The organism is Methylorubrum rhodesianum (genome assembly GCF_014199985.1).
GTDB lineage: Bacteria > Pseudomonadota > Alphaproteobacteria > Rhizobiales > Beijerinckiaceae > Methylobacterium > Methylobacterium rhodesianum.
Genome location: NZ_JACHOS010000005.1, coordinates 24,064 through 37,152, shown reverse-complemented (window position 1 = coordinate 37,152; position 13,089 = coordinate 24,064). Strand labels below are relative to the sequence as shown.

Genomic DNA, 13,089 nt, shown 5'->3' with positions numbered 1-13,089 from the left:
CCTTACTTGGGCTTCTCGGCGCGCTCGACGCCGCGGACGCGCTGGCCGGGCTTCTCCGGGTCGATGCCCTCGAAGCCGGTTTGGGCGCTCTCATGGTCTCGGCTCCACGCCTTCACGGAGTCGCGCTCGGCGTTGGCGTAGACGAGATGGTTCCTGACGAGATCGCTGTTCTTGTTCGCCGCATACCAGTTGTCCCACAGGGACTTCGGCACGTCGGGCGTGAAGCGATAGCCGTTGATGAGGATCGGCGGGGTGTCGCCGATACGATAGGCGGCACCCTTGATGACGACCTGTTTGCCGGTTTCGCGATGCACGACGATCTCGCGCGTGCCGCCGCCCATGACCTGTTCGATCTCGGTGCGCTCGGTGAATTCGCGCATGATGAAGCCGCTGGGCAGCTTGCACGCCACCGTGACCACGTCGCGGGCCTCGGTGACGGTGTTGGCCGGCGGCACGCCCTGGCGGGCGCCCTGGTGAACCTGAGGCGCCGCCATGTCAGATGCCCGTCATGGACGCGACTGCGTAGGGGAAGCGGATCACCGCGCCCCACACGCCGCCGGACCACTTCTTCTTGTAGCTCGACATCTCGGTGACGAGGTTGTGCTGCCGCATCTTCTCGGAGAACGCGGCGAAGCCGGTGTTTTGGCCGTCGATGGTCTCGGCGATGAGCTGCATGAAGTTGCCGGCGGCGACGCCCTGCGGGTTCGATGCGCTCTGCTTGCCGTACTGCACGGCAGTCACGATGCGCATGTTCGGGAACTCCTCCTTCAGAGCCTCCCGAACCTTCAGGTTGAACTGGTTGATGAAGCCGAGCGCGACGGCGGCGCCGGGCGGCAGCACCAGCACGAGCCGATCGGTGGACTCGACAAGGCCGCCGGTCTGAGCGACGAGCTGCGTGAACAGCGCGAGGACGTCGTTGTAGACCTCGTTGGCGGTCGCGTTCGGAGCGCCGCCCGTGGTCTGCCACGTCGTGCCGCCCGCCGCCTTGGTCGAGGGGGTCAGGGTCGCTGGCAGCACCGGATCGTTCGTCAGGCCGTAGTTCTGAAGGCCCTGGATGCCGAACAGGTAGGCGGCGTTCTCGAACCGACCCATGACGTTGGCCGCAGCCGCGTCACGCTCGGACACGAGGTTGATGCCGGCGAGGCCCGCGCGACCGACCTCACGCTCTCCGTACTCGGAGATGGTCTGATAGAGGTAGTTCTGGCGCTGCGGCCAGTTGGCGTTCACGCCGACCATGCCGTTGTTGGCGTAGTCGCCGTAGCTCGACACTTCGCCGGTGTGCTCGATCACGCCGAACGCGATGGTGTCCTGAAGCCAGTCGCCCTTCTTCTGCTCGCCGAGGATTTCGGCGGCCTTGTTCGGGACGAAGCGCACCCGGATCACCTCCGGATCAATGGTGGTGGTCAGCATCGCGGGGATGCCGGCGTTGGCCACGGTGAGACCGGGCGGCAGGCCGTCGAGCGCGATGGTGTAGTCGCGCTTCATGTCCGCCGTGGCGTAGCTGGCCACGCCGTCAAGGACGATGCCGCGGTCCGCCAGGTAGTCCTTGTCCGCGAGAAACTGCGAACGGGCTTCGGTCGCATTCATGTGAGGGTTCTCCGTTCTAGCCGATCTGTCAGCCGTTCGGCTGGGAGGAGATCTTGATGAGGGTGTTCTGCGCGCCGGGGGACATGCAGATGAACTTAGTCTCGGTGGAGTCAGCCACGGTAGCGCCAGCCGCCGCGAAGGTGACGGTGCCGTCGGTGTTGTTGGCGAAGGCCTTCATGCCGATGGTGGCCGCAGCCGAGCCGCGGTTGAGCACCCAGAAGCCGCCCGACTTGAACAGCGTGATCGGGAAGCCCGACGGGACGACATTAGAGGTCTCGGCCAGGAAGGTCGTGATGATCCCCTGCATCTCGCGGTGCAGGAAGCCGGTCGGGGCGCCCGTGCCGGTGTTGCTCACCACTGCCGGGGCACCGTTGGCGTCATTCGGCGACGTCGCCCACGCGAAACGGCCGACGGTGACGCCGTTCGTGCCAGCGACGAGGCCGCCGGGGCCGGCGTTCACGGTCGAACGCGGATTGGCGTCGCAGAAGTCGCCCTCGACGGCGGGCGCGGGAGCGTAGGAAACCGAGGTCGGGAAGGTCATGTCAGGTTCTCCGTTGCTGGCAGCCGATCAGGCGGCGAAGCCGATGCGAGCAGCACCGGGGAAGCGGTCAGCGAAGGACTTGGCCGAAGCGGCGTCCTGAGCCACGCGGACGGGGGCGGCGGGCTTGTCGCTGGCCTTCGGGCAGCTCTCCAGGATGTCCATCAGGGCATCCGCGTGCTTGCCGTCGGCATTCTTGCCGAGCATCTTGAGAGTAGTACGCAGCACGCCCTCGGCGCTGTCGAACGACATGGCGAGGTCACCGACCCACGGGCGAACCGTGCGACGGGCGTCCTCGATCGCGTTGATGTGCGCCGCCGTCTCGGTGCGGGCCTGCGTGATGGCGGCGTCCATGGCGGTCTTCGAGACCATGCCTTTGGTCGCCTCGGTCACGGCGCGCTTGATCGCTGCGTCCATGGCCTTCTTCTCGTCCTCGTCGTTCTTCTCATCGACGGCGGCGGCGACGGTCTTGGCGCAGATGCGGTCGATCTCCTCGTCGGAACAGCCCTTGGCCTTGAGCATCGCGCGCAGATCGGCGTCGGTGTCGTCGGAAGCGGTCTCCTCGACCTTCACGGCCGGCTCTTCCATCTGCTCGATGATGGGCGCCAGCGCCTCGATGACCTCGGCGACGTCTTCGAGTTCGGCGTCCTGAGCCAGCTTGCCCTTGGCGCCACGGATGACGCCGAGCGTGATCGCCGGGATCATGGCCTTGAAGTTCTTCTTCTCGACGCCCGAGACGATCGGGCCGAGATCGACGCTGGCGTCCTGAGCCAGCTTCGTGCGGAGGTATACGGTCAGCGCGCCCTGAAGCTGGGCGGCGGCCGGCGACAGAGCGTGCTTCGCCATAACAAGGTTCTCCATGGAGTCGCCGACGACAACATCAGGCCCGGCGCGGCCCTTCCTCACCAGAGCGACGTGATTGGCGGAGATCCCGCGCATGACGCCGTCGTATTCGACCCCCAGAAACTCGCCGGGCGTCATGTCCGCCGTGTACCGGTAGGCACTCGACAGTTCCTTTTGCGACCCGTCCTCAATGGTTCGGATGGCAGGCCCGGCCCAGCACGCGAGATCAGCGTAGAGGTACGGGAACTCGAATTCGGGATTGCTGACCGCGCCGACCGTGCGGACGTGGTCATGCTCGTCTGCGCTGACCGGGTTGTGGTCGAACAGCAGCGGCTTGTTGTTGAAGGTCTCGGCGGCCTTCGCGAGTTCATCGGGATCGCGCAGCAGCTTGTAGCGGCGCTCGCCGTCGAGCCCGAGACCCTGCCAGTCGGGGATTTCATGCCCCCAATACTCGCAGACGTTGGCCTTGCTGATCGGGGTTCGTTTGACGTGAAGGTGGCCGTCCGCGTCGAATAGGCGGGCGGAAGCGCGGTCAAAGGCGATGCGGGTCTGTTCGCTTTTCTTTGTCATCACAAATCAATCAGGGATGACAGGCTCGGTAATCAGCGGGTGACGTGCTTCACTGCCCACATCACCGCCTGCTCGGCATTGGTAATCGCGAGGCTGATTTCACGGCTGCTGCCGGCCTTCTGGCATTCGGCAATGAACGCGGCGCCAAGGTCCTTCAGACGGACCATCTGCTCCTTTTCGGCATCGCTCAGGACGCGGTACTGATGCCGAACGGCATTGTTCGCGGTGCGATCGTCCGAGGCGCTATCGACGTGGGCCATTGCAGATTTCCTTCGCTCTGATGGCCCACTCGCGAACTTACGTTCGCCTATCGCGAGCCCTGCCTGCCCCGTTCGGCATCTTCGAGCGAGGCGGCTGAGATGTTGCGCGCTCTAGGGTCCAACCGGAGAGAATGCGCGCTCGAAGAGTGTTGGCGGGGATGCCGCACAGATGGGCAATGGTAGCAAGCGGCACTTCCTCACCATCAACCACAACGAACTGTGTGTTTCGGCGGTTCGTCATGTTTTCCGTGGGAAGCCGCCACTCACAATTGCCCGGCTCGTAACCCACCTCGTTTCTAATCCTGTCGATTTGGTGCCTGTGGCTCGGCCGTGGGCCTACGTCCTCGTAGAAAGCCCCAAACGAGTTGCGCCAGCGCTCGCACACCGTAATGCCTCGGCCGCCATAGTCGGCGTACCGGGGGTTCCGTGGATTATGGCAGCGTGCCTTCATATTCTGCCAAGCGGTCGCCTCTGGAGTGCGACGGCCGAATGAGCAATGTCCATGGCGGACGTTAGATGCGTAATGTTCAGTCATTCCGCATTTGTAGTACAGTTATGCTCAAACGCCTAGTCCGGGATCACTGGCTCACAAAAACATCGGCAGTTCGGAAGCGCCCCAGCGTGCCCCGTGAGGCCGTCGAGCGTCGGCGGGCTATCCCACCGCACGAACTTGCCGTTCATCGCCTTGTGCGAGGCGCGGACGTCGCTATCGCCTGCCGTAATCCACTTGTAGCCCTCGCTGCCGACGTGCTCGGCTCGGGCTTGGGTTAGAAGCGTCGAGGTGCGCCCGACTTCGGTACGCGCGATCAGGTCAGCCCGGCTTTTTGTCACCTCGCCGGTCTTCATGACCTCGGCGGCGATCTGACTGGCCCGCCACCCTTCGGCGATGCCCTCGCGGGTCATCTCGCCGACACGCTGCGCCGCTTCGGTCGGCAGGCTGGTGATGAGCCGGACCTGCTCGGCTTGCCTCTCTCGCATCACCTCACCGAGGGGGGCGCTGGCGATCTCGTCCCGCAGGGCACGACCCATGCGATCTGCCTGTGCGAACCATGACCGCTCGTCGCGGCGAGCAACCTCCGTCACCATCAGCCGCCCCACGGACTCGGCCCACGGGCGAACTGTGCTCGCGTACCGATCCAAGGCGGATCGGATCACCGGGGTGATCGTCAGGTCTTCGAGGTCGAAACCGCGGATCAGATCGGTGACTTGACCAGCGACGGAGCGAAGCCGCCGAGTGTATTCCCTTTCGATCTTCCTCGCCCGGATGTGCGCCGAGCGCGCCGACTGCCCTGCCCTGTCTTGAGCAAGCAGGTTATTCTGCGGCCTGAGGCAGGACGGGCACGTCCTCGGGTCGATCCGGTAGCGGCTCGGCTGCATTCGGGTCCGTCTCGGGCATCGGCGCGATGGCCTCAGCCTCCTCGATGTCCTCGTCGGTGATCTGGCCGAACACGCCGGTTGGCTCCGACATCTCTCGCAGCTCGCGCAGCACGGTGGCCGGCGCGAGCGCCGCTTCGGCGGTCATCACTGCCTGCGCCCGCTTCAGGGCAACGTCTGCTCGCTCCAACTCCGACATCTGCCACAGCGGCTCGAACTCGAAGCCGATGGCCTCGTCGATCTCGCCGAACTCGGACAGCATGACGAAGCCGAGGAGCTTCTTGAGGGCTGGGGCGAACAGGCGCTCTTGGTACGCGTGGATGTAGTCGTAGAAGACGCGGATCTCGCCGTCCGAGGAGGCATTCAAGCCCGCCGGCTGCACGCCGAGGAGCTTAACGAGCGGGATGCCGCAGATCGACGCCATCTGCTCTTGGGCTTGGGCTTGCAGTTTGTCGAGCGTGCCGAGCGGGGTAGCGACGCAGAAGAACTCTTCCTCGCCGTTCAGGGCCATGAAGCCCCGGTTGTCCCGCAGATTATTGAACACCTCGATCCGGTTGAACAGATCCTCGACCTCACCGTTCGCCAGGGCGTCGGCGAAGTTCATCTTCTTCACGCCCATGACCGCGAACGACGAGATCAGGTCGGATACACTCTCCCGCGTCTTCAGCCAGTTATCGACGTACGGCTTGGCCATCTGCGTCATGCTGAGCCCGCCGAAGGCGTAGGAGGGCTTGAGCACGTCGGGGACGGGGCGCCCGATGAAAGTCAGGAGGCGAGACGCATGAACCTGCTCGCCGAGGACGCTCCAATTGCCGGGCCGGTAGAAATCCGGGGCCAGCGGGTTGGTGGTGTTGAAGCCGATCGGGTTGGCGGCGATCCAGTACGGCTCGACGTTCACAAGCCCGACGAGCCCCCCCCGCCCCACCTTGCCGAGAGCCGTCGCATCCCGACCATCGCCGATCGACGACTGCCGCTCGTTGACGACGTCGTCGCCCTTCAGTGAGACGAAGATGTGTGACCGACCGAAGAACCCATCGTGCTCGGCTGCCTTGCGGAACACGTCGCGCGCCCGCAGACGCTCTAGTGCGTCCTCAATGGCCTTGATGCGGTCCGTCTTGTCGTCCTCGCCCCAAGCCGTGATCCGGACCCACTTGCGGGTCATCTCGGTGGCGACGACGTCCACGATCTTGCGGAACTCGGCGCGCTGGGCAAGCGAGGCGAGATAGGGGTAGCCGAGGAAGGCGATGCCCTCATCGAGGGCGTAGTCGCCGTACGAGGCCGCAGCCCATCCCATGGCCTGCGTCAGGGCATTGTCCTGCGCGATGCCACTGCCCGAGGCCTCGACACCTGGCGGGAACAGCTTGGTGAGCCGCCCGCTATCGAACGGGCTTGGACCGGGCTCCTTGAGCTTCTGTCGCGACTTGAGCAGCGCCATCGGATGAACCGCGGGTCGCTTCGACTGCTCCTTGTGTTCGGGTGGCCGGGCCTGAGCCCGACGCTGACGTGAGGTTGCCATCAGAGATGAAAACTGACCCGTCGCGGAGTAAGCATTGCGGTTCTCCTGACGGCCTCAGCGCTCACTCTCAGCGGCGCCTTAGCGTGCGCCTTCTGACTGACCGCAAGGGCGAGCGCGCAAACGCAATCATCATGGAATCCGTCCGGCGCCTCGTAGCGAACGCCAGTCCGCGTGTAAGCGTATTCGAAATTCTCAAGCTCGGATCGAATGGGCCCGTCGGGGAAGGCGATCTCCTGCTTCTGGATCGCAACCGCCAGGCCTTCCATCACACGTTGCTTTGACTCGCTCGTGAACTTGAAGCCCTCGAAGCGCGAACCGGAACGCTTCTGGAGCATCTCCAAAATCGGGTCACCGACCCCGGTGCTGTCCACCAAAGCGGGCACCGAACCCGTCACTTCAGCGATGCGGTCCATCGTGGCGTCCCAAGGCTTCTGGAACCGCTCAAACCGACAAACACGCCCCTCTTCGTCTAGGGCGATCCCGACGGTCCAATCGACCGACTTGGCGAGGTCCCATCCCCACGACGTTGGCTTGCCCGACGATAGCGGGCCGACACAGGAGCCGATCGCCGCCATGCCGAAAGGGTTGCCACCATCATCCGACGGCTCTGCGAGGTAGAGTTCGCGGAACACCGCCTCAGGCAGATCAGCGCGGGCCTGCTCAATTTCCTCTTGGCTGAGGATGCCGGCTTGGATCGCGTCGAACGCCGTGATGCGCCTGTACGACATCCCCTCGGCGCCAGCTTCGGCTTTTCGGGCCAGCGCGAACGCCCAATTCCGTCGCCCCTTCACGTTGCCGATCACACGAACCGGCCCGCGTGTTGCGGTCAACGTTGATCGGACGGCATACCAACTCTCTTCTCGGCAGCGGCTCGCCTCGTCGATAACCGCGCTGTAAACATCCTCGCCGTAGAGGTTGTCGGGCTTCTCTGCCGACTTAAACCACATGCGCCGGCTGCCCGGCAGTTCAATCCACTTGTCCGTGTCGTGGGTTTTGATGATATCGCGAGGCAGCCCCCGCTTCATCCGTTTGTAGGCGATCTCAGCCTGCGGGTAGACCGGCGCAACCCACCAATGGTTTTGCCCCTCGCCCCCGAACATGCACTGCTCGGCGAGCCAGATCAGGCAAGGCGCGGTCTTCCCGCACTTGGTCGAGCCCTCGACGATGCCGTACCGCTCGGGGCCGAACAAAGCCGCACGCTGGTAGTCGGCCAGCCACGGGCGCTCGTATTCAAAGCTCACGACTGCGCCGGACGATCCAGCTTAAAGGTGAAGACAGGGGGCGCCCCATCGGGGCCAACCGGCTCCACCTTCTGCGCAATCCCGAGATGCCGCCCGATCTCCTGTAGGGCAGCAACCTTATTGTGCATCTTCACCTTCAACGCGCCGTCCTTGGACTGGCTGATCTCCGCCACCGCCGCCGCCGCGTCGTGGTCTATTTCCGCGCTGCCGATCAGCTCGACCTCATTAAACGCGCGCGTTTCAGGAACGCCGTCCTCGTCTTCCTTGCCGGTTTCGGCGGTGTTCGCCCGCCACGCGACGACGCTACGGATATCGCCGAAGCCGATGCGGGCAAGCTCTGTCAACACCCGGTCAGCAGTAACGCGAGTGCGGACGGAGCGCTCGGCCATCGCATCCGCAATTGCCTTTCCAATTTCAACATTTTTCAACAGGCGCCCGCCCTGAGAGCCCGCCGTCTCCTCACTGTACCCGGCGCGGATTGCAGCCTGAGTCGCGTTGAGGTCAACGAGGTATTCTTCGACGAACCTCTGCTGCTGCGGGTTGAGTGCCATGAGGTGACTACGGAAGCCTCTGCGCCGTGACAGCCATTGCAAGGTTGGCGGCGAGGATGAGAGCCCAGACAAGGGCGAGGTCGTTCAAGCTACTCGCGGGGCTCGTGAGCGACACAACCGAATTCGGCGCCCGTGACGAGGTAAGCGCGCTCGTCGGAGTTAGTTTGAGCGGCGAAGGCCATGCGGTCATGGAAATCAGCGCAGTCGCAAACGGCGCTGCACTCTCCGGTCGCTTCGCCGGGCTGCGCATCCCAATGGCGGCAAGTCTCACAGGTCTGCATGGCGCTACCGCTTGCTACCCGAAGAGCCGCCAGTTGGCGGGTTGAGCGGCGCAGACCCGAACCGCGCCGCTGGGCGGCCCTTCACGAAGCCGTTGAAGGCAGAGACGACGAACAGGATAACGACGAAGGCAGCGAACGCGCCGAGGAAGGCAGCGCAGGTCACGCCGAGAACGTAGACCACAGTGGAGAGGATGCCGAACAGGATCTCCATCACCGGCTGTCCTTGCCCTTGTATGCCGAGCCGCAAATGAGCGAGGCGTGACGGTCAACGATGGATCTGAACGGCTCAACCCGCACCTCACCCTCGGCACAGGGGATCGGCTCCGCGACAGGCACCGGCCCTACATGCGGACCGCGCCAATCGGCAGCTCGGCTCATTGCTCTCCCGAACGCGACAGCGCCCCTCACATTCGGAGCGTCATCCATGCGGGCGGAGATGGAGGCGAGGCCGGAAGGGAGGTTCATGCAAGCCGACCTTCTCGCTGAAGCTGCTCACGGCAAGCGGCCCGAAGGTCGCCGAGCGGAGCGTACTGCCACCAGAAATCAGCGCCGCCGCTGAGATAGTCGTGCTTCTGGATGCGGCGCCGACCAACCTTGCAGAGCCACAGCCGCACGCCATCGAACGACTCTACCGGATACCATGCGAACCAGGGCCGCCAAGGGCCGATGGGATCGCCGAACATGGGGCGCGGGTCCTTCATCTCACTCCCCCACCGCCATCCGATCGCCCTTCGGCTTCCGCTTCTGCTCTGTGACTGCTCCCCGCTCTGAAGGACGGGGCTTCTGAACCTCATCCGACATATGGGGCTCCTGCTACCAGCGTGCTCAGTCCAGCACGGCAAATGTTAATTGCGCCGTTTACGTCGCGGTCGTGTTCCGTGCCGCAATCGTCGCAAATCCACATCCGCTTAGACAAATCTGCGATACCTCTCGGCCGCGACGGCGGAAGTGATCCGCACGACGAACAGACTTGGGAACTATAAGCCTCGGAGACTTCCGCGTAGCGCCGCCCATGCGTAATCGCCTTGTAGCGGAGCATTTCTCGGAAGCCTGACCACCCGACGTCGTACACAGACTTCGCCATCGTGGTCTTGGCCAGTTTCGACGGAGACACATCGCCGACGACGATGGTCCCGTGTTTCTCGCACAGGGCCTTGCTGGCCTTGTGCAGGAAATCCTTGCGGCGGTTGCGCGCTTTGGCGTGGATCGCCCGCGCCCGCTTCGTCTTGCGCGCCCGCTGCGCCTTCGCCAGCGCCTCTTCGCTCTCGCGGTAGAAGCGGGGCATCTCGATCTTATCGCCCGTCGAGAGCGTCGCGAGCGTCTTCAGGCCGAGATCGATCCCGACCGCGTCCTCAACCTTCGGCTCGGCGCACTCCACTTCAACTGGCAGATTGATGTACCAGTGTCCCTTAGCATCGGCATTGAAACTGCCCGCCCCAAAGCGCATGCCCGGCTTCAGAACGTCGCGCAGGTGCATCGCTTCGTAGCGACCCCCGTGGAAGACGAAGCACTCGCCATCGAACAGGACGTGGCCGGTGCTGAAGGGGACCCAACCAAGCGACTTGCGTCCGCGCCAGCGCAGCCACGGCCTCTTCTGCGCCGACCGTGATCGGTCGTAAGCAATGCACACCTGCTGGATGGTGTGTGAATGGAGGTTGAGGAGTTTGCTGGACCCGGCTGTCAGCTTCTTGAGATCGACCCAAGTCAGCCACTTGCGCTGGGCCTGCGCCGCCTTCTTCTGCACCTCGTTGACGTAGTTCCAGACGACGTTCACCGCCCGCGCCTGACGACGCAGGCTCGCAGCGCGCTTGTCGCGCAGCCGGATCTTGACGGTGATCGTCTGTGTGGGGGAAGACGGGGCAGCCACGATGACCGTTGACGCGGTTTCGGGGTTAGGGCCGGAGCCGGTGTTGACGCACCGCTTCGGCCCGAATTGTTCTACGCTGTTCCCGTAGAAGCGCAAGATCCGCCCCGCCGAACCCACCCCGGCTTGAAGGCCGAAGGCTGCTCTCTCACGGCCTTGGCGAGAGCTTGTTCAGTGAGGCCGTGGTCTTTGGCGATGCGGGAGATGAGGCGGCGATCGGCTTCGGTCACTTGTCGTCCTCGCCGTCGTCGGTCTTCCAGCGAACACTGCAGTGAGTGAGGATGGCTCCGAGGATGAACCAGCCCCATCCGTCCTGACCATGCCAAGCGATAAGCCCGGCCGCGATGACGAACGCGAGCGAGGGGAGGTTTGCCGCGAAGGCGAATGCGGCGCCCTTCACAGACGCCTCGTCACAAGCAACACGATCAGAACGAGCAGCAGAATGCCGCCGATGCCGAAGCCAGGGCCGCGGTAGGCGCCATTGCCGTAAAACTGCCCGCCGCCGAACAGCAGGAGGATCAGCAGGATCAGGAGAACCGTGGTCAGCATGGCGCTCGTCCTGCGAGAGGGGTTCGATGACGGGCCGGGCTCGACACCGGCTGTAGCCCGCCTCAGTCTGTCGAGGTGGCGCTTGCAGGATTTATCAGGGATCTGGCATCCAGCTTTTAGCCGGGTAGCTTCACACGGCACTGTGCCTACCTGACCGTGTACCCTTGGGCCGAACGGGCACCCGCTCGCCTGCATTGTCCCTCAGCACGTCCTTCCGTGCCGCCGTCATCGAATTCGCCACCGCCCAGACCGGTCAGCGTCAGGGTGCAAAGGGGCGCGAGGCTTGAAGCGCTGTCCGATGCCTGGGCGGTGAACTTGGAGCCGAGGGCTGGGATCGAACCAGCGACCGCCCGCTTACAAGGCGGGTGCTCTGCCGTCTGAGCTACGTCGGCAAACTGATTGATGCGGGCGGGGCCTGCTACCGAACCCCGCATTGCGATCCGAGGCGTGTCATCCGAGCCGGAGCAGCGGTGGTGCCTCGTCCTACGGCCAGCAGATTGAGCGCGGGTCTATGTGCGCTCTCAGGGCCGAAGCCCTTTCACCGTGTCGCCGCACCAAACCTATCCCGAGGGGGTGTGCGTCGAAGCGCAGTGACCGTTTCCTCGGGCTTACCTGAAACTGCTGCCCTAGTCGGACCGCTTGCGCGGCGAGGCCCTCACGAGGTCTTTGCAGCCACCCTTAACCGACTACGGCTATATGGCGGGCCGTCCGCCCTGCGAGCCAGAGACAATTCCTCCGCCACGCCAAACGCGCACAGCCAGATCGGCCTTGCGGTTCGGCGGTGAAGTCGGCGGGGTTTCACCCTCTTCGGCTCACGCGCGCTTGAAGTTAGAGAAACGCGAAGCCTTGTCAAGCCCTGCGCAGAGCAGCCGCGCCATTCACCTCCGGTCTCGACAGGTTTTCCAACTCTCTGACGGAGATCGTTGCGTAGACGGTCTGTCCGAACATCTCACGTGAGATGCGGACTTTGCCCCGCTCGTCGTTGTCGTTCTCGGCGGTGAAGTCATGGCCGGCCATAGCGCCGGTCTTTGGCCGCACAACGTCGCCCGCCCACACGGGAAGAGCAGCACGGCGGCGGATCTCTTCTGCCGCTTGTGCGTCGGCTTCCGCCTGAGCCTTGAGCCGATCTTGCTCAGAGATCAGCGCCGGGCGCTTCCGCTCATCGAACCACCCGGCCCGCTCCTCCTCTGCCAGCGGGGCCAAGCCGCAACGCTGACCTTCGGCATTCTGATATTCCAGCGGCATCGGAACCGGCTTGCCCTTGAGTCCGAGAACGTGAAGCACCTTCAACTTCGACTGCCCCCACGCATCGCGCTCGAAAATCGGCGCCCACGACGGGGGCAGCTCATAGGTCGTCCCGGAATTGCCCTGGCGTGCGATAGGAAGCCCCAAGAGGGCGAAGACGTACCCGCGCAGTAGTGGGCGCTGCAATTCGGTCGGGTAGGCTTCCTTGCCCTTCCTACGGCGTTGCCAGTGGGTTTCGGTCGGGACGTAGGTGGCGATCCCCGCTTCCGATAAGCCATCAGCGCAGTGATACTCGCCCTGCGGCGTGGTCACGATGCAGAACCAGCCCTTGCCCGGCTCGTTCTCGATGATCGGGGCGCCGCGCCGCTCATCGGGCGGGATCGGGATCTCGCCGTTCTCGTTCGGCTTGCGCTGATGGTTGTCGTTGTCGGCCTTGGCACCCGTCCGACTGCCGTACATCTTCGCGCCCATGGTGGCCTCCTCAGATCGGACGAGCGAGAGCGGCATCGGAGACGCCGAGATACCAGCGCCAGCGGGGCTGACGGACCCAATCGGCGCGGCCATAGCCATGATCGACGTACCCGCCGACGACTTCCTCCGGATCAACGCCGATGGCTTGGCAGTAGTCGCGAGCGTGCTGCTCAGGGGAGCGGCTGTGGAAGTGAAACAC

Annotated in this window: 16 protein-coding genes and 1 tRNA gene; all 17 read right to left on the bottom strand. The window is 64.3% G+C overall.

Annotation, left to right across the window (positions count from 1 at the left end; genetic code table 11):
• Positions 1 to 2 precede the first annotated feature (2 nt).
• A complete protein-coding gene (locus HNR01_RS08605) occupies positions 3 to 494 on the bottom strand; it encodes a hypothetical protein (protein WP_183667406.1) in 492 nt (163 codons plus the stop codon).
• A gap of 1 nt (position 495) precedes the next feature.
• Complete coding sequence (locus HNR01_RS08600; protein WP_183667405.1) at positions 496 to 1,587, bottom strand: major capsid family protein; 1,092 nt, start codon at positions 1,585 to 1,587, stop codon at positions 496 to 498.
• Between the two features lie 28 nt (positions 1,588 to 1,615).
• The gene (locus HNR01_RS08595; protein WP_183667404.1) at positions 1,616 to 2,128 is read right to left on the bottom strand and encodes a structural cement protein Gp24; all 513 of its coding nucleotides are present in this window, start codon (positions 2,126 to 2,128) and stop codon (positions 1,616 to 1,618) included.
• 27 nt (positions 2,129 to 2,155) lie between these two features.
• Positions 2,156 to 3,538 (bottom strand): DUF2213 domain-containing protein, encoded by a 1,383-nt coding sequence (locus tag HNR01_RS08590; RefSeq protein ID WP_183667403.1) that lies wholly within the window; start codon positions 3,536 to 3,538, stop codon positions 2,156 to 2,158.
• A 32-nt stretch (positions 3,539 to 3,570) separates the two neighbouring features.
• Positions 3,571 to 3,798 carry an Acb2/Tad1 domain-containing protein gene (locus tag HNR01_RS08585; protein WP_183667402.1) on the bottom strand — a complete coding sequence of 76 codons (228 nt, stop codon included), beginning with the start codon at positions 3,796 to 3,798 and terminating at the stop codon, positions 3,571 to 3,573.
• Between the two features lie 567 nt (positions 3,799 to 4,365).
• Positions 4,366 to 5,175 (bottom strand): phage head morphogenesis protein, encoded by an 810-nt coding sequence (locus HNR01_RS08580; protein ID WP_183667401.1) that lies wholly within the window; start codon positions 5,173 to 5,175, stop codon positions 4,366 to 4,368.
• The gene (locus HNR01_RS08575) at positions 5,111 to 6,607 is read right to left on the bottom strand and encodes a DUF1073 domain-containing protein (RefSeq protein WP_183667400.1); all 1,497 of its coding nucleotides are present in this window, start codon (positions 6,605 to 6,607) and stop codon (positions 5,111 to 5,113) included. Before HNR01_RS08575 ends, HNR01_RS08580 begins: the two co-directional genes overlap by 65 nt.
• Before the next feature lie 80 nt (positions 6,608 to 6,687).
• Positions 6,688 to 7,929 (bottom strand): terminase large subunit domain-containing protein, encoded by a 1,242-nt coding sequence (locus tag HNR01_RS08570; RefSeq protein WP_183667399.1) that lies wholly within the window; start codon positions 7,927 to 7,929, stop codon positions 6,688 to 6,690.
• Positions 7,926 to 8,480, bottom strand: coding sequence for a terminase small subunit (locus HNR01_RS08565; RefSeq protein WP_183667398.1), 555 nt, complete (start codon positions 8,478 to 8,480; stop codon positions 7,926 to 7,928). Before HNR01_RS08565 ends, HNR01_RS08570 begins: the two co-directional genes overlap by 4 nt.
• 285 nt (positions 8,481 to 8,765) lie before the next feature.
• On the bottom strand, positions 8,766 to 8,972 hold the full coding sequence (locus HNR01_RS08560; protein ID WP_183667397.1) for a hypothetical protein: 207 nt from the start codon (positions 8,970 to 8,972) through the stop codon (positions 8,766 to 8,768).
• 250 nt (positions 8,973 to 9,222) lie between these two features.
• Positions 9,223 to 9,444 carry a hypothetical protein gene (locus HNR01_RS08555; protein WP_183667396.1) on the bottom strand — a complete coding sequence of 74 codons (222 nt, stop codon included), beginning with the start codon at positions 9,442 to 9,444 and terminating at the stop codon, positions 9,223 to 9,225.
• Positions 9,445 to 9,551: 107 nt separating this feature from the next.
• Positions 9,552 to 10,724 carry an RNA-guided endonuclease InsQ/TnpB family protein gene (locus HNR01_RS08550; RefSeq protein ID WP_210313112.1) on the bottom strand — a complete coding sequence of 391 codons (1,173 nt, stop codon included), beginning with the start codon at positions 10,722 to 10,724 and terminating at the stop codon, positions 9,552 to 9,554.
• 127 nt (positions 10,725 to 10,851) lie between these two features.
• Positions 10,852 to 11,025: a hypothetical protein gene (locus HNR01_RS08545; protein ID WP_183667395.1), complete on the bottom strand. Its 174-nt coding sequence runs from the start codon at positions 11,023 to 11,025 to the stop codon at positions 10,852 to 10,854.
• Positions 11,022 to 11,174 (bottom strand): DUF3309 domain-containing protein, encoded by a 153-nt coding sequence (locus HNR01_RS08540; RefSeq protein WP_183667394.1) that lies wholly within the window; start codon positions 11,172 to 11,174, stop codon positions 11,022 to 11,024. The genes HNR01_RS08545 and HNR01_RS08540 overlap by 4 nt, the downstream gene beginning before the upstream one ends.
• A gap of 316 nt (positions 11,175 to 11,490) precedes the next feature.
• Positions 11,491 to 11,566 (bottom strand) — tRNA-Thr (locus HNR01_RS08535).
• Positions 11,567 to 12,023: 457 nt separating this feature from the next.
• Positions 12,024 to 12,890 carry a transcription termination/antitermination NusG family protein gene (locus tag HNR01_RS08530; protein WP_183667393.1) on the bottom strand — a complete coding sequence of 289 codons (867 nt, stop codon included), beginning with the start codon at positions 12,888 to 12,890 and terminating at the stop codon, positions 12,024 to 12,026.
• Positions 12,891 to 12,900: 10 nt separating this feature from the next.
• On the bottom strand, positions 12,901 to 13,089 hold the full coding sequence (locus HNR01_RS08525; RefSeq protein ID WP_183667392.1) for a hypothetical protein: 189 nt from the start codon (positions 13,087 to 13,089) through the stop codon (positions 12,901 to 12,903).

Coding starts and splice junctions, on each gene's coding strand:
- HNR01_RS08605 (WP_183667406.1), bottom strand. CDS start 494: ATGGCGGCGCCTCAGGTTCACCAGGGCGCCCGCCAGGGCGTGCCGCCG.
- HNR01_RS08600 (WP_183667405.1), bottom strand. CDS start 1,587: ATGAATGCGACCGAAGCCCGTTCGCAGTTTCTCGCGGACAAGGACTAC.
- HNR01_RS08595 (WP_183667404.1), bottom strand. CDS start 2,128: ATGACCTTCCCGACCTCGGTTTCCTACGCTCCCGCGCCCGCCGTCGAG.
- HNR01_RS08590 (WP_183667403.1), bottom strand. CDS start 3,538: ATGACAAAGAAAAGCGAACAGACCCGCATCGCCTTTGACCGCGCTTCC.
- HNR01_RS08585 (WP_183667402.1), bottom strand. CDS start 3,798: ATGGCCCACGTCGATAGCGCCTCGGACGATCGCACCGCGAACAATGCC.
- HNR01_RS08580 (WP_183667401.1), bottom strand. CDS start 5,175: ATGCAGCCGAGCCGCTACCGGATCGACCCGAGGACGTGCCCGTCCTGC.
- HNR01_RS08575 (WP_183667400.1), bottom strand. CDS start 6,607: ATGGCGCTGCTCAAGTCGCGACAGAAGCTCAAGGAGCCCGGTCCAAGC.
- HNR01_RS08565 (WP_183667398.1), bottom strand. CDS start 8,480: ATGGCACTCAACCCGCAGCAGCAGAGGTTCGTCGAAGAATACCTCGTT.
- HNR01_RS08560 (WP_183667397.1), bottom strand. CDS start 8,972: ATGGAGATCCTGTTCGGCATCCTCTCCACTGTGGTCTACGTTCTCGGC.
- HNR01_RS08555 (WP_183667396.1), bottom strand. CDS start 9,444: ATGTTCGGCGATCCCATCGGCCCTTGGCGGCCCTGGTTCGCATGGTAT.
- HNR01_RS08540 (WP_183667394.1), bottom strand. CDS start 11,174: ATGCTGACCACGGTTCTCCTGATCCTGCTGATCCTCCTGCTGTTCGGC.
- HNR01_RS08530 (WP_183667393.1), bottom strand. CDS start 12,890: ATGGGCGCGAAGATGTACGGCAGTCGGACGGGTGCCAAGGCCGACAAC.